The sequence below is a fragment of the Paraburkholderia sp. genome, from assembly GCF_028283785.1.
Taxonomy (GTDB): domain Bacteria; phylum Pseudomonadota; class Gammaproteobacteria; order Burkholderiales; family Burkholderiaceae; genus Paraburkholderia.
On record NZ_JAPWKB010000012.1, the window covers coordinates 48,994 to 63,026 of the forward strand.

A 14,033-nucleotide genomic window follows, 5' to 3' on the forward strand; every position below is an offset into this window, starting at 1 on the left:
CTATGGCCGGTGGCAATAAAAAAGGGCGGTGTATCCACACCGCCCTTCCCATCACTCCACCGTCACCGACTTCGCCAGATTCCGTGGTTTATCCACGTCCGTGCCACGTGCGCACGCTGTGTGATACGCGAGCAACTGCAACGGCACCGTGTGCAGGATCGGCGACAGCATGCCGTAGTGTTCCGGCATCCGGATCACGTGCAGCCCTTCGTCGTTGACGATCTTCGTGTCGCCGTCCGCGAACACGTACAGCTGACCGCCCCGTGCGCGCACTTCCTGGATATTCGACTTCAGCTTTTCGAGCAGCGCATCGTTCGGCGCGACGGTCACGACCGGCATCGCTTCCGTCACCAGCGCGAGCGGACCATGTTTCAACTCGCCGGCCGGATAAGCTTCTGCGTGGATGTACGAGATTTCCTTCAGCTTCAGCGCGCCTTCCAGTGCGATCGGATAGTGCAGCCCGCGACCCAGGAACAACGCATGTTCCTTGCGCGAGAACTCTTCCGACCACGCGATGATCTGCGGCTCCAGCGCCAGCACGCTATTCACCGCGGCCGGCAGGTGACGCAACTGCTTGATGTAATCCGCTTCCTGCGCCGCGCTGACCTGGCCGCGCAGCTTGCCGAGCGTGGCCGCCAGCACGAACATCGCGACCAGTTGCGTCGTGAAGGCCTTGGTCGATGCCACGCCGATTTCACGACCCGCATGCGTCAGGAACGCCAGCTCCGTCAGACGCACCATTGCGCTCGTCGCGACGTTGCACACGGCCAGCGTGTGCGTATGACCGAGCGATTGCGCGTGCTTCAACGCCGCCAGCGTGTCCGCCGTTTCGCCCGATTGCGAAATGACGACGACCAGCGCCTTCGGATTCGGCACCGACTCGCGATAGCGATACTCGCTCGCGATTTCCACCTGGGTCGGAATCTTCGCGATCGATTCGAGCCAGTACTTCGCCGTCATGCCCGCGTAGCTGCTGGTGCCGCACGCGAGAATCAGCACGCTGTCGATCTCGTCGAACACCTTGGCCGCGTCCGCGCCGAACAGCGACGCATCGAACGCTTCGGCTTGCGGGATCGTGTCGGTGATCGCGCGCGGTTGCTCGAAGATTTCCTTTTGCATGAAGTGACGATACGGACCGAGTTCGACCGCGCCGCCGTACGCCGCCACCTGACGCACTTCGCGCGGCGTTTGCGCGCCGTTGCGATCCGCGATGCGCACTGCATCCAGCGTCAGTTCGCACACGTCGCCTTCCTCGAGGAAGATAAAGCGCTCGGTGCTGCCGGCCAGCGCCAACGCGTCGGACGCGAGGAAGTTCTCACCGTCGCCCAATCCGACGACGAGCGGCGAACCTTGCCGCGCGCCGACCACTGTGTGCGGCTGATCCTTGTGCAGCACGGCGATCGCGTATGCGCCGTGCAGATGCCCGACCGCTTCCTGAACCGCGGCGAACAGATCGCCCTTGTACATGCTGTGGATCAGATGCGCGATCACTTCGGTGTCGGTTTGCGACACGAAAACATAGCCGTTGCCGCGCAGCATTTCACGCAGCGTTTCGTAGTTTTCGATGATGCCGTTGTGAACGATCGCCAGCGTGTCGCGCGAAAAGATGGGGTGCGCGTTGTCCGTCACCGGCGCGCCATGCGTGGCCCAGCGTGTGTGCGCGATGCCCGTCACGCCGTCGAGGCGCGTCTCGCGAACCTGTTCGTCGAGATCGGCGACGCGCGACACGCTGCGCGCACGGCGCGGTTCGCCGTTCGCGAGCACCGCGACGCCGCACGAGTCGTAGCCGCGATATTCGAGGCGTCGAAGTCCTTCGATCAGGACGGGGACGATATTACGCTGCGCAACCGCGCCGACGATGCCGCACATAGTTTGATTCCTTTACTTTGCAGAGGTCGAGCAACGCTTGCGCGTTGCATCGTGTTCAGCTTTTCTTTTTGGTCGGGCGCACATAGCCCGGCTTGCTGGTCTGGATCTTGTCGTTCAGCACCAGCATGTCCGGCGCGACGTCTTTCCACACCGTGGTGCCGGCCGCGATGGTGACGCCGCGACCCACGCGCACCGGCGCGACCAGTTGCGTATCCGAACCGACGAACACGTCGTCTTCGATGATGGTGCGCGACTTGTTCGCGCCGTCGTAATTGCAAGTGATCGTACCGGCGCCGATATTCACGCGCGCGCCGATATCGGCGTCGCCGATGTAGGTCAGATGGTTCGCTTTCGAGCCGTGACCGAGCACCGCGTTCTTCACTTCGACGAAGTTGCCGACGTGAGCGTCGTCTTTCAGCTCGGCGCCCGGACGCAGCCGCGCGTACGGGCCGAGCACGACGCGTTCGCCGACCTGCGCGCCTTCGATATGCGTGAACGCGTCCACGCGCGTGCCCGCGCCGATGGTCGCGTCGCGCAGCACGCAGTTCGCGCCGATCGTCACGTTGTCGCCGAGCGTCACGCGGCCCTCGAACACGCAGTTGACGTCGATCGACACGTCGCGGCCGCATGCGAGCGTGCCGCGCACGTCGATGCGCGCGGGATCGGCCAGCGTCACGCCGTCGACCAGCAGCGCGTCGGCGACATTGCGTTGATGAATGCGTTCGAGTTCGGCCAGTTGCTGCTTGCTGTTCACGCCGAGCGTTTCCCACTCTTCGTCGGGCTGAGACGTGACGACGTCGAAACCGGCTTCGATCGCGCGTTCCACCACGTCCGTCAGATAGAACTCGCCTTGCGCGTTGTCGTTCTTCAGCGACGCGAGCCACATGGCCAGTTGCGCGGTGGGCGTGACGACGATGCCGGTGTTGATCTCGCGGATTCGCTGCTGTTCGGGCGTCGCATCTTTCTGTTCGACGATGCGCGTTACGCAGCCGCCCTGATCGCGGACGATGCGGCCGTAGCCGGTCGGGTCGTCGAGCGTCACGGTCAGCACGCCGTAGCAGCCTTCGGCGGCGCTTTCGGTGAGGCGCTTGAGCGTGCTGGCGCGCGTCAGCGGCACGTCGCCGTACAACACGAGCGTGGGCACCGCCGGATCGAGCAGCGGCAGCGCCTGCTGCACGGCATGACCGGTGCCGAGTTGCTGGTCCTGCACCGCGAACTGGACGTCGGGCGCGCCGACCGCGGCGCGCACGGCTTCCGCGCCATGTCCGATCACGACGACCAGTCGGGTCGGCGCGAGTGAGCGTGCGGTGTCGATAACGTGGGACAGAAGCGGCCGGCCAGCCAGCGGATGCAGCACCTTGGGCAGCGCGGAACGCATGCGCTTGCCGGTGCCTGCCGCCAAAATAACGATGTTCATGGCGTCGGCGAAAGAGGAGTTTGGAGCCGTAGATTCTAACATGCGGGGTCGGCCGCAGCGCCTTGCGCCAGTTGCGTTGCAGCATCGTTGCAGGGTTCGCAAGCGCTTGAAAACAGAGGGTTTTTTTGAGCGACGGCGGATGAAACGGTACAATCTCAGCTTTGGCGATGTGTGTGGCGGACGCCACGCGCACGCGCCGGCGTTCGAATCACGGTGGTCCCCATGTTTTATAAGCAATCCAGCCTGAAAATGATCGCGGCGGCCGCGCAAGCCGATTTCTGGTCGCGTCATCAGGTTCCGCCGCGTCTGCGCGCACTCGCCACGCCGCTGTTGATGCGCGCGGCGTTGTGGATGCTGGCCGCGTGCGCGTTGCTGGTGGGCGCGGTGCGAATCGCCAGCGGCGACGTAGCGCTCGCGCTCGACGTCGCGGGCGCGCTGGCCGTTGCGTGGAGTGTCGTGCTGGCGTCGTTCGCGGTGGCATTCTTCATCGCCGCCAGCGGTTCGCCGCGCGATGTATTCCGCCGACGCTTCTGATTGCGCGGCATTGACGCCGGGTTTTCAACGTAAGTCCCTGATTCCTGTTTGGATGTATCATCGGCACCACCATTCAAATGGCTCGCCCGGTACGTCTTCGCCGCTGCGGCGCCTCTTATTTTCGTCTTCGTCCCTGCCATGAAAGCATCAAATAACTTCTTCCGTCTTGAGACCCGGCTGCAATCGCACACTGGAAAGGCGATCGCCGACTTCAACATGATCGAAGATGGCGACAAGATTCTGGTCTGCATGAGCGGCGGCAAAGACTCGTACACGATGCTGTCGGTATTGCTGGCGCTGCAAAAGCGCGCGCCGATCGATTTCCAGATCATCGCGATGAATCTGGACCAGAAGCATCCCGGCTTCCCGGAAGAGGTGCTGCCCGCGTATTTCGAATCGATCGGCGTCGAATACCGGATCGTCGAGGCCGACACGCACTCGATCGTCAAAGAGAAAGTGCCGGAAGGCAAAACCACCTGCTCGCTGTGCTCGCGTCTGCGTCGCGGTGTGATCTACCGTACCGCGAAGGAACTCGGCGCGAACAAGATCGCGCTCGGCCATCATCGTGACGATATCGTCGAAACCTTCTTCCTGAACCTGTTCTTCGGCGGAAAGCTGAAGGCGATGCCGCCGAAGCTCGCGACCGACGACGGCGCGCACGTCGTGATCCGTCCGCTTGCGTACTGCAAGGAATCCGATATTGCGACCTACGCGCGCGCGATGGAATATCCGATCATTCCGTGCGATCTGTGCGGCTCGCAGGAACAATTGCAGCGCAAGAAGGTGAAGGAGATGCTGACGCAATGGGAGCGCGAAACGCCGGGCCGCGTCGATAACGTGTTCCGCGCGCTGTCCGATGTCGTGCCTTCGCACCTGGCCGACACGAACCTGTTCGACTTCAAGGGCCTGGCCACCGGCCTCGCGAAGATCGACGAGGAAAACCTGTTCGGCGACACCTCGTACAACCAGACGGCGCTGGTGTTCTCGCATTCCAGCGAGCATCGTCTCGAATTCGTGCGGCCGGCGGAACGCGCGGCAGCGCTCGCGGCCGCAGCGGCGGCCAGCGCGTGCGAAACCTCGTCGAACGCGCTGTAAATTTCAGATCACGATGCGACGGGCAGCCGTCGCACCGGTCATGACAAAACGGCGGCGAAACGCAAGTTTCGCCGCCGTTCTGCTTTTCAGCGCCCGACTCGGACTCAACCGCAGTCTCAGTCTTCCTTGACCTGAAACACTTCGACGCCGACCGCGTCGCAATCCGGATACACGTCCGGCTTTTCCGTCGACACGCGCGCCGCGCGCACCTGCGGATGCGCGAGCAGCGCTTTCACGACGTCGTCGCACAGCGTTTCCTGCAAATGAATATGGCCTTGCGACACACGTGCGGCGATCGTCGCGCGCATGAAGTCGTAATCGACCACTTCGCTGAGCTTGTCTTCGGTCGGCGTGGACAACGCGAGCGGAACGAACAGTTCCACGTTGATCACGACGCGCTGCTCGCCGCGCTTCTCGAAATCGTGCACGCCGATATTGATGTGCACTTCATAGTTGCGCAGAAAAAGCCGGCGGCAATCGGCGAGCCGGGGATGCGAAAGAGCGGCAAACATGGTCGTTCCAGTCGAAAAAGCGTGCAGGCACGCAAAAAATTAACGCGTTTCAACGTGTGGTTGCGGGCAATCGGCCCAGCGCACCGCGCGTTATCAGCCGCCCGTCAAAAACATCACATCACGCGGCAGCGGCACCAGGTGCTGGCCGCCATCGACCACCAGTGTCGTGCCGGTGACGCCCGCCGCATCCGCGAGATACAGCGCGGCGGCGACGATATCCTCAGGCCGCGACGCGCGACCCAGCGGCGTCACGCGATGCGCGGCCGCAAAGCTGTCGGGCGTCTGGTCGGCGGATTGCAGCGTCAGGCCGGGCGCCAGTCCCACCACACGCACCTTCGGCGCGAGCGCCTGCGCGAGCGCGGTGGTCGCCGTTTGCAGCGCCGCCTTCGACAGCGTGTACGACAGGTAATCCGGATTCAGGTTGTACAGCTTCTGATCGAGCACGTTGATCACCACGCCGCGCTGCGATTCGTCGCTGAGCGCGGCCTCGGGCGTGGCGTCGAACAGCATCCGCGACAGCACCAGCGGCGCGCCGAGATTGATCGCGGTGAGTTCCAGCAAGCGTGCATAGCCGACGTCGCGCGCCGTATCTTCGTCGAACCGCGACGCGTTGTTCACGACGCAATGCAGGCGCCCGAACGCCGCGACGCAATCCGGCACCAGGCTTTCCACGTCGGACTCGACGGCGAGATCGGCTTTCAGCGCGATGGCGCGGCGGCCGAGCGCGACGATCTCAGCAACCAGTTCGTCGGCGTCGGCGCGCGACGTGCCGAAGTGCACGGCGACATCCCACCCGCGCGCGGCAAAACCCAGCGCCAGCGCGCGCCCGATGCGTCGCGCGCCGCCGGTGATCAGTACCACGCGTGCGGCATCGGTCGATGCAGCGGTGCCGGCGCGGGCGAAAGTGTCGAATGAGTCGGAGGAAACGGTCATTTACAATGCGGGGATGAATCCGATAGCTCACCAACCCGACAGTTTACCTGCTCCCAGCCTGGCCGCGCTCGCGCAGTCGGATGCGCTGGTGGCGCTGATCCGCACGGAAATCGACGCGGCCGGCGGCTGGCTGCCGTTCGACCGCTACATGGAGCGTGCGTTGTACGCGCCGGGCTACGGCTACTACAGCGGCGGTTCGATGAAATTCGGACTGCGCGCCGACGACGGCAGCGACTTCGTGACCGCGCCGGAAATGTCGCCGCTGTTCGCCGCGACGCTCGCGCGGCCCGTCGCGCAGGCACTCGACGCAAGCGGCACGCGTCACGTGATCGAATTCGGTGCGGGCACCGGTAAGCTCGCGGCCGGTTTGCTGAATGCGCTCGATGCGCTCGGCGCGGCGTTCGATACGTATTCGATCGTCGATCTATCGGGTGAATTGCGTGAGCGCCAGCGCGAAACGATCGAAGCCGAAGCGCCCGCGCTCGCGTCGCGCGTGCGCTGGCTCGACGCGCTGCCCGCGCAGTTCGAAGGCGTGGTGATCGGTAACGAAGTGCTCGACGCGATGCCGGTGCGGCTGTTCGCGCGGATCGACGGCGTGTGGCACGAGCGCGGCGTCGCGTTCGGCGACACCGGCTTGCGCTTCGACGACCGGCTGGTCAGCGCGCCGCAGGACATCGCGTTTCTGGCCACGGTCGAAGCGGAACACGACGCGGACCTCGCCGCCGACGGCATCGCCTCCGCCATCACCGACGACTACGTGACCGAGCGCCACGAAGCCGCGCTGGCATTCACGCGCACGGTCTGCACGATGCTGACGCGCGGCGCGGCGATCTTTCTCGACTATGGTTTTCCGCGTCACGAGTTCTATCACGCGCAACGCGTGCAGGGCACGCTGATGTGCCACTACCGGCATCGCGCGCACGGCGATCCGTTTCTGTATCCGGGTTTGCAGGACATTACCGCGCACGTCGAATTCACCGGCATCGCCGAAGCGGGCGTCGATACCGGCGCCGATCTGCTCGGCTACACGTCGCAGGCGCGCTTTCTGATGAACGCGGGCATCACCGACGTACTCGGTGGAATCGATCCGTCGGATGCGAAGCGCTTTCTGCCGGCGGCGAATGCCGTGCAGAAAGCTGTTGTCGGAAGCGGAGATGGGTGAACTGTTCAAGGTGATCGCGTTCTCGCGCGGCATCGACGACACGCTCGACGCGTTTTCGCACGGCGACCGGACGCACACGCTATGAAGCACACGGTGCGGAGCCCGGCATGATCCGCTGGCTGATCACGACTTTCGTCGCGACGATGATCCTGTCTGCATGCTGGCCGTGGCTGCGGAAGATCGGCGTTGGCCGGATGCCCGGCGACGTGTCGTTCACGCTGTTTGGACGGACGTACTACTTTCCGTTCATGTCGTCGATCATTCTGACCTTCGTGTTTTTCGCGCTCGCGCGCGCGTTGTGACGTCGATGCGCGCGCCCACGCGCGTGCCATGCGTCAGCGGTCGGGTTCCGCGCCGTCCAGTTCACCTACTTCGCCCGCTTCACCCAAAGCGACGGCGACCGCGCGAATCCGTTCCTTCTGCACCGCTTCCTTGATTTGCGCAGGTTTGTCCGCGCAACGCGCCGCGACCGCGCCCGCATCGACCGCGCGCGCCGCAACCAGTGCCACGCGCAGCTTTTCCGCTTGCGGATAATCGCGGTTTTCGAAACCCAACCGGCCGCGCGCGTCCGCCTCGCACGCCTGCAACGCTTCGGCGAAACGCGCGGGTTTGCGCATCGCATCGCAGCGCTCGAACATCCGGACCAGCGCCGCCGCGCCCATCTCCATCACGCGATGAATATTGCCGTGCTCGCGGGCCACCAGCACGGCCAGATCGCGACACTCGTTCGGCACGCGCAGACGCTCGCACAAAGGCTTCAATAAATCGACGCTGCGTCCTTCGTGACCGATGTGACGCGGCAGAATATCGGCCGGGGTCGTGGCCTTGCCGAGGTCGTGCGTGAGCGCGGCAAAGCGCACGGGCAACGCGTAACCCTGCACGGCCGCGTGATCGACGACCATCATCACGTGGACGCCCGTATCCACTTCCGGATGGTAGTCGGCGCGTTGCGGCACGCCGAACAGCGCGTCGATTTCCGGCAGGATGCGCGCGAGCGCGCCGCATTCGCGCAGCACATCGACCATCCGCGACGGCTTTTTCTCCATCAGCCCGCGCGAGACTTCTTGCCAGACGCGCTCGGCGACCAGCGCATCCACTTCGCCCGCCTCGACCATCTTGCGCATCAGCGCCATGGTTTCCGGCGCGACCGTGAAATCGGTAAAGCGCGCGGCGAAACGCGCGATACGCAGAATCCGCACCGGGTCTTCGAGAAACGCGTCGCTCACATGCCGGAACACCTGTGCGCGCAGATCGGCCTGACCGTGATACGGATCGACGACCGGCCCGATCATCTGGCCGTCCGGCGTGACTTCGCGCGCCATCGCGTTGATGGTCAGATCGCGGCGCGCGAGATCTTCTTCGAGCGTCACGTCCGGCGCATAGAAAAACTGGAAGCCGTGATAACCGGCGGCGGTCTTGCGCTCGGTGCGGGCGAGCGCGTATTCGTCGTGCGTGCGAGGATGCAGGAACACCGGGAAATCCTTGCCGACCGGTTTATAGCCCTGCGCGATCATCTGTTCCGGCGTCGCGCCGACCACCACGTAATCGCGATCCTGCACCGGCACGCCGAGCAGTTCGTCGCGGATCGCGCCGCCTACGACGTAAACTTTCATGCGAGCACGTCGTATTTGGCGATCGCGTGCGTCTCGGCCCGCGCTTCGTCGATCCAGCGCTTGACGGCCGGTTGCGCGGTGACGCGTGCCGCGTAAGCCGCTGCCGCTTCCGACAACGCCGGTTGCCATGTGTTGAAGCGCATCACGACGGGCGCGAACATCGCGTCGGCGATGCTGAACTCGCCGAACAGGAACGGACCGCCATAGGTATCGAGACAGTCGCGCCAGATTGCGTCGATCCGGCCGATATCGGCCAGCGCGTCGGGCGTTGCGCCCTTGCCCGCGAACGTCGCGCGAATGTTCATCCACATATTCGTGCGCACCGCGCCGAAGCCCGAATGCATCTCCGCGCTGACGCTGCGCGCATGACCGCGCGCGATCGGATCGCGCGGCCACATCGGATGCTGCGGGAAACGTTCGGCGAGTGTTTCGGCAATTGCCAGCGAATCCCACACGCTCAACCCGTCGTCGCCGACGAGCGCAGGCACCTTGCCCGACGGCGAATGCGCGAGGATCGTCTCCTTCGCGCCGGATTCGAACAGATCGACCTTCACTTCTTCGAACGGAATGCCGAAGTGAATCAGCAGCAGCCACGGCCGCATCGACCACGACGAATAATTCTTGTCACCAATGACGAGTTTCATGCGACGGTTTGAACAGATATTGAGAAAGAGTTAACGGCCCGCACTGGCGCGAAACGCGTTGAAGCGCGAGCGCATCGACGCGCCGGTCAGATACACGGGCGCAATGGTTTCGATGCTGGCGGGTTCTAGATTCAGTTCGGGCGCGATGGGCGCGTTCAGCACGTTGTCGACTTTCATCGAATCGAGATTGTCGCGTGTGATGACCGGTTCGCCGGGCGCCATTTCGAAGGTCATCGCCTGAAGCCGCGCGAACGCTTCCGGCAGCCGCACGATGCGCGCGTGCCGACCGATCACGTCGCCGCAATATTTAACGATTTCTTCCAGCGTGTACACCGACGGTCCACCGAGCTCGTAAGTCCGGCCGACTGCTGCATCGAGATCGAGCGTGTTGATCATCGCCTTGACGACATCGCCGACGAATACCGGCTGGAACTTCGCGTCGGGCATGCCGAGCGGAATCATCGGGAAGTAGCGTTGCAGGAACGCGAACTTGTTCAGGAACTGGTCTTCCGGCCCGAACACGACCGACGGACGGAACACGGTGGTCGCGAGATTCGACGCGCGGATGGCTTTTTCGCCGTCGCCTTTCGAGCGCTGATACATGCTCGGACCGTGCGAATCCGCGCCGAGCGCGCTCAGATGCATCAAGCGATAGACGCCCTTGCCTTCGCACGCGGACACGATTTTGGTCGGCAATTCGACGTGCGCGCGCGCGAACTCCGGGCCGTAGGGCGAGCCGCGCTTCGCGTGCAACACGCCGACGAGATTGATCACCGCGTCCGCGCCTTCGACAAAGCGCGCGAGTTGAACCGGATCGAAGACATCGGCTTCGATCACGTCGATGGGAAGCAGCGTGAGATGACTGGCGTTGTCACGGCGACGCGTGGCGATGCGAACGGTTTTGCCCTGTTCGACGAGCGCGTTCACCAGATGGCTGCCGATAAAACCCGAGCCGCCAATGACCGCAATGGTTTGATGTCGCATTTCCGACTCCCTGGGTGGAAGCCGCGGCAACGGCTGCTAGTGAAGCGGCGCCGCGGACCACGCGGCGGCACGACGCTTACGGTGCGATATACCCGAGCCGCGTCTTCAGCGATTGCGGACGGCCTTCGAACAATGCCGCGTAGTAGACCGTGTTGGACAACACATTCTTCACGTAGTCGCGGGTTTCCTGGAACGGGATGGATTCCGCAAAAATCGCGCCTTCCACCGGATGCGCCAGTTGCTGTCGCCATGCACGCGGGCGGCCGGGGCCGGCGTTGTAACCGGCGGTGGCCAGCACGGCCGAACCATCGAATTGATTGTAGATCATCGACAGATAGTTCGTTCCCAGCAGGATATTGGTGTTGATGTCGTTCATCTGTTCGCGCGAGATCGGGCCGAGGCCGATCTTCTTCGCGACCAGTTGCGCGGTGCCGGGCATCAGCTGCATCAGGCCGCTCGCGCCCACTTCCGAGCGCGCGTTCATGATGAAGCGCGATTCCTGGCGGATCAGTCCGTACGCCCATTCGACATCGAGACCGCTCGATTGCGCGTCCTGCTCGACGATATTGCGGAACGGCGACAGATAACGCAGCGAGAAATCATGCTCGGATTTCGTGCGATCCGCCGTGTTGACCGCGCGGTCGTACAGTTCGATGCGCCGTGCGTATTCCGCGACGGCCAGCAGTTGGCGGTCGCTCATGCCGCGCAACGGCCAGTTCCATTCGCGATTGCCTTCGAGGCGCAGGTTCATTTGATAGAAACGCTGCGCAAGCGCGAGGCCCGGCGTATTCGCCGCTTGCTGCACTTCGGCGTCGCTGACGGCGGTTTTGGCCGGAACGGTGATTTTCTGACCGAGCTCTTCGAGCGCCAGCTGACCGTAGAAGTTATAGCCCGACGCGATCGTTTCGAATTCCTGGTTGGCCGTGACCGTGTCGCCGGCCTGCTTCAGCGCGCGCCCATGCCAGTAGACCCACGACGGCTGGTTGCGCAACGCGGCGGGCATCTGCTCGATCGACCAGCGAACCATCGTCCAGTCGCCGGCGAGCAGCGCGCTGCGGGTGCGCCATTCATACGCGGGATTGGACAGCACGCCGTTCGCCGACAACCGGTACCAGTCGACTGCGCTCGGCATCTGTTTGGCCGCCGCCTGATACGCAATCGTGCCCCAGCCGATCGCGCGTTCCGGCGTGGTCAGTTGCGGCGCGACGGACGCGAACGTGGCCGCGGCCATGGCCGGGTCGTTGCGCGCCATCCGGGTGATCGCGAGCAAGGCCAGTTGATGCGACTGCGAATCCGCGCCGATGCCGCGCACGAGCAGCAACGGCGGCGTACTGACGGCCTGATTGAACAGCACCGGATCGGGACGCGCGTTGCCGAGCGCGTCGAGCAGCTTCGCGCCGGTGTTGGTGTTGTTCTGTTCGTAGGCGAGCCGGATCAGCGTCCAGACGTCGTCGGTCGTGAATTGCTGGTTGATGGCGAGCGACGTGATCAGGTCGACGCAACCGTCGCCGTACCACTTCGGCTCGACCAGCAACGCACGCGCGGCATCGGCGACGTTCTCGCCGCGCGACGCACGCGATTCGAGCGCGTAGCACTTCACCTGCGTGTCGTCGTTCAGCACGAAGCGCGAATACTGCTGATCGAAATTGCGCCAGTCGTGACGCGCACCGAGTACGACCAGGTAGTCGTTACGCAGACGGTCGGCGATGGCCTGGCCGTCGTAGCGTTGCAGGAAAGACAGCACCGGCGCATCCGGTGCATCGACACGTGCATGACCGCTGCCGTCGAACAGTTGCGGCTTGATCTGGAAATACTCCAGATAGCTCGGCGCCGGATACGAAGGAATCATGCTCGCCAGTTGCGCGGCGCGCGCTGCATCGTTATTGCGCGCTGCTTCGCGAAGCTGGATGAATGTCTGGTCGTCGTTGTTGAGCTGGATGAGCTGCGAGACGGGGATTGGCTTGACCGCCGAAGCCGTGCTGCATGCGACGAGTGCCGCAGCGGCGAGCGCCAGACCGGCCGCGCGATATACTCGGAAGAGGCGTTTTGACATCGTTGTTTCTGGAGCGCGAATTGAACCCAAGCATAGCATGCAAGCCCGAGCCGGAATTGAAAAAGACAATGCGGCAAACATTGCTGAAAGCACGGCTGGAAGCGGCTCGCAAGCCGGTCGGCAACCAGGCGTTGGGGCGTCGGGTACTCGATGTATTACGGCGATTCGAGCCAACTTCTGTAGGGTTTTACTGGCCGCTTGAAGGAGAATTCGACGCGCGTGCGCCGATCTCGATCTGGCTGGCCGGCGATGTCGCTCGCGTGGCCGCGTTACCCGTTATCAAGACTCGCCATGCACCGCTGGAGTTCCATGCATGGACGCCGGATATGCCGATGCGCGTCGGTCATCACCGGATCGAAGAACCCACTTCCGATCTCGTGGTGATTCCCGATCTGCTGTTCGTGCCGTGCGTCGGTTTCGATGCGGACGGATATCGGCTTGGCTATGGCGGCGGCTATTACGATCGCACGCTGGCTGCCTGGCCGGGCGCGAAACGACCGGTGACGGTCGGCATTGCGTATGAAGCGTGTCGTGCGCCGAGTCTGCATCGCGAGTCGCACGACATCGCGCTCGATGCCGTAATCACCGATTCAGCGTGGTATCCGCTCGACCCGGCCTGACGCACCACACGCCACCACAACCCGACGCAACTCCGGATCAAGCGCTTATAACGAAGCCGCGGCGCGCGCTGCGGTGTCGTACAGCCCCGACGCGTTGCGCATCAATTGCGCCGCCTCGCCAATCTGCTGATTCGTCAGACCGCTCTCCTTGAGCGTCGTGATCAGGCAACTCTCACGCACTTCCCGGTACTTCAGGCACAGCGCACGACCCGCGTCGGTGGCGGAGAAAAACACTTCCTTGCCGGTCTTTTCGCTTTTTACATACCCTCTAGCTACGAGCTTCTTGAGCGCATAGGTGGCGACGTGCGTGTCCTCGATGTTCAGCACGAAGCAGATGTCGGCCAGTTTCTTGCGACGCTCGCGATGGCTGACGTGATGCAGCAACGACACTTCGATTGCGGTCATGTCCTTGTCGCCGGCGGCGGCCATGCAACGCACCATCCATCGGTTGAACGCGTTGCCGGCCATGATCAGGCCGTATTCCAGCTCGGATAGCTCGGCGCTCGTTTCGGACACGAGATGTTCGGACGACACGATTTTGGTGGGGTGACGCGACATGGAGGCGGCTCGATGCTCAAAGGGACGGTGACGGGAAGT

At 63.6% G+C, this 14,033-nt stretch carries 13 protein-coding genes and 1 pseudogene; 5 read left to right on the plus strand and 9 right to left on the minus strand.

Annotation, left to right across the window (positions count from 1 at the left end; all coding sequences use genetic code 11):
- Positions 1 to 51: 51 nt before the first annotated feature.
- The gene (glmS, locus tag PW947_RS11955) at positions 52 to 1,869 is read right to left on the minus strand and encodes a glutamine--fructose-6-phosphate transaminase (isomerizing) (protein ID WP_299631856.1); all 1,818 of its coding nucleotides are present in this window, start codon (positions 1,867 to 1,869) and stop codon (positions 52 to 54) included.
- Positions 1,870 to 1,924: 55 nt separating this feature from the next.
- Complete coding sequence (gene glmU / locus PW947_RS11960) at positions 1,925 to 3,286, minus strand: bifunctional UDP-N-acetylglucosamine diphosphorylase/glucosamine-1-phosphate N-acetyltransferase GlmU (protein WP_299631857.1); 1,362 nt, start codon at positions 3,284 to 3,286, stop codon at positions 1,925 to 1,927.
- A 222-nt stretch (positions 3,287 to 3,508) separates the two neighbouring features.
- Here glmU and PW947_RS11965 point away from each other — a divergent pair, with 222 nt between their 5' ends.
- Positions 3,509 to 3,820: a hypothetical protein gene (locus PW947_RS11965; RefSeq protein WP_299631858.1), complete on the plus strand. Its 312-nt coding sequence runs from the start codon at positions 3,509 to 3,511 to the stop codon at positions 3,818 to 3,820.
- A gap of 138 nt (positions 3,821 to 3,958) precedes the next feature.
- The gene (gene ttcA / locus PW947_RS11970; RefSeq protein WP_299631860.1) at positions 3,959 to 4,915 is read left to right on the plus strand and encodes a tRNA 2-thiocytidine(32) synthetase TtcA; all 957 of its coding nucleotides are present in this window, start codon (positions 3,959 to 3,961) and stop codon (positions 4,913 to 4,915) included.
- A gap of 116 nt (positions 4,916 to 5,031) precedes the next feature.
- On the opposite strand, the gene PW947_RS11975 is transcribed toward ttcA, so the two are convergent.
- Both PW947_RS11975 and PW947_RS11980 read right to left on the minus strand, forming a co-directional pair.
- Entirely contained in the window at positions 5,032 to 5,427 is a 396-nt protein-coding gene (locus tag PW947_RS11975; protein WP_299631861.1) for a dihydroneopterin aldolase, read from the minus strand.
- Positions 5,428 to 5,520: 93 nt separating this feature from the next.
- The gene (locus PW947_RS11980; RefSeq protein ID WP_299631862.1) at positions 5,521 to 6,360 is read right to left on the minus strand and encodes an SDR family oxidoreductase; all 840 of its coding nucleotides are present in this window, start codon (positions 6,358 to 6,360) and stop codon (positions 5,521 to 5,523) included.
- 13 nt (positions 6,361 to 6,373) lie between these two features.
- Between PW947_RS11980 and PW947_RS11985 the strand changes: the two are divergent.
- Both PW947_RS11985 and PW947_RS11990 read left to right on the plus strand, forming a co-directional pair.
- Positions 6,374 to 7,607, plus strand: a pseudogene (locus PW947_RS11985) (SAM-dependent methyltransferase).
- Positions 7,608 to 7,629: 22 nt separating this feature from the next.
- Positions 7,630 to 7,824, plus strand: coding sequence for a DUF2905 domain-containing protein (locus PW947_RS11990; protein WP_299631863.1), 195 nt, complete (start codon positions 7,630 to 7,632; stop codon positions 7,822 to 7,824).
- Between the two features lie 33 nt (positions 7,825 to 7,857).
- Here PW947_RS11990 and PW947_RS11995 read toward each other — a convergent pair whose 3' ends face one another.
- From PW947_RS11995 to PW947_RS12010, 4 genes are all read right to left on the minus strand, one after another.
- Entirely contained in the window at positions 7,858 to 9,135 is a 1,278-nt protein-coding gene (locus PW947_RS11995; RefSeq protein ID WP_299631864.1) for a multifunctional CCA addition/repair protein, read from the minus strand.
- Positions 9,132 to 9,779 carry a glutathione S-transferase family protein gene (locus PW947_RS12000; protein ID WP_299631866.1) on the minus strand — a complete coding sequence of 216 codons (648 nt, stop codon included), beginning with the start codon at positions 9,777 to 9,779 and terminating at the stop codon, positions 9,132 to 9,134. Before PW947_RS12000 ends, PW947_RS11995 begins: the two co-directional genes overlap by 4 nt.
- Before the next feature lie 30 nt (positions 9,780 to 9,809).
- Positions 9,810 to 10,763 carry a complex I NDUFA9 subunit family protein gene (locus PW947_RS12005; RefSeq protein ID WP_299631868.1) on the minus strand — a complete coding sequence of 318 codons (954 nt, stop codon included), beginning with the start codon at positions 10,761 to 10,763 and terminating at the stop codon, positions 9,810 to 9,812.
- A 76-nt stretch (positions 10,764 to 10,839) separates the two neighbouring features.
- Entirely contained in the window at positions 10,840 to 12,816 is a 1,977-nt protein-coding gene (locus PW947_RS12010; RefSeq protein ID WP_299631870.1) for a lytic transglycosylase domain-containing protein, read from the minus strand.
- A gap of 20 nt (positions 12,817 to 12,836) precedes the next feature.
- On the opposite strand from PW947_RS12010, the gene PW947_RS12015 reads away from it, so the two are divergent.
- Positions 12,837 to 13,436 carry a 5-formyltetrahydrofolate cyclo-ligase gene (locus PW947_RS12015; protein WP_299631872.1) on the plus strand — a complete coding sequence of 200 codons (600 nt, stop codon included), beginning with the start codon at positions 12,837 to 12,839 and terminating at the stop codon, positions 13,434 to 13,436.
- A 45-nt stretch (positions 13,437 to 13,481) separates the two neighbouring features.
- Here PW947_RS12015 and PW947_RS12020 read toward each other — a convergent pair whose 3' ends face one another.
- A complete protein-coding gene (locus PW947_RS12020) occupies positions 13,482 to 13,994 on the minus strand; it encodes a winged helix DNA-binding protein (protein WP_299631874.1) in 513 nt (170 codons plus the stop codon).
- Between the last annotated feature and the right edge of the window lie 39 nt (positions 13,995 to 14,033).

Bases quoted from the DNA above. Each gene is read 5' to 3' on its own strand.
- glmS (WP_299631856.1), bottom strand. From the start codon at position 1,869: ATGTGCGGCATCGTCGGCGCGGTTGCGCAGCGTAATATCGTCCCCGTC.
- glmU (WP_299631857.1), bottom strand. From the start codon at position 3,286: ATGAACATCGTTATTTTGGCGGCAGGCACCGGCAAGCGCATGCGTTCC.
- PW947_RS11965 (WP_299631858.1), top strand. From the start codon at position 3,509: ATGTTTTATAAGCAATCCAGCCTGAAAATGATCGCGGCGGCCGCGCAA.
- ttcA (WP_299631860.1), top strand. From the start codon at position 3,959: ATGAAAGCATCAAATAACTTCTTCCGTCTTGAGACCCGGCTGCAATCG.
- PW947_RS11975 (WP_299631861.1), bottom strand. From the start codon at position 5,427: ATGTTTGCCGCTCTTTCGCATCCCCGGCTCGCCGATTGCCGCCGGCTT.
- PW947_RS11980 (WP_299631862.1), bottom strand. From the start codon at position 6,360: ATGACCGTTTCCTCCGACTCATTCGACACTTTCGCCCGCGCCGGCACC.
- PW947_RS11990 (WP_299631863.1), top strand. From the start codon at position 7,630: ATGATCCGCTGGCTGATCACGACTTTCGTCGCGACGATGATCCTGTCT.
- PW947_RS11995 (WP_299631864.1), bottom strand. From the start codon at position 9,135: ATGAAAGTTTACGTCGTAGGCGGCGCGATCCGCGACGAACTGCTCGGC.
- PW947_RS12000 (WP_299631866.1), bottom strand. From the start codon at position 9,779: ATGAAACTCGTCATTGGTGACAAGAATTATTCGTCGTGGTCGATGCGG.
- PW947_RS12005 (WP_299631868.1), bottom strand. From the start codon at position 10,763: ATGCGACATCAAACCATTGCGGTCATTGGCGGCTCGGGTTTTATCGGC.
- PW947_RS12010 (WP_299631870.1), bottom strand. From the start codon at position 12,816: ATGTCAAAACGCCTCTTCCGAGTATATCGCGCGGCCGGTCTGGCGCTC.
- PW947_RS12020 (WP_299631874.1), bottom strand. From the start codon at position 13,994: ATGTCGCGTCACCCCACCAAAATCGTGTCGTCCGAACATCTCGTGTCC.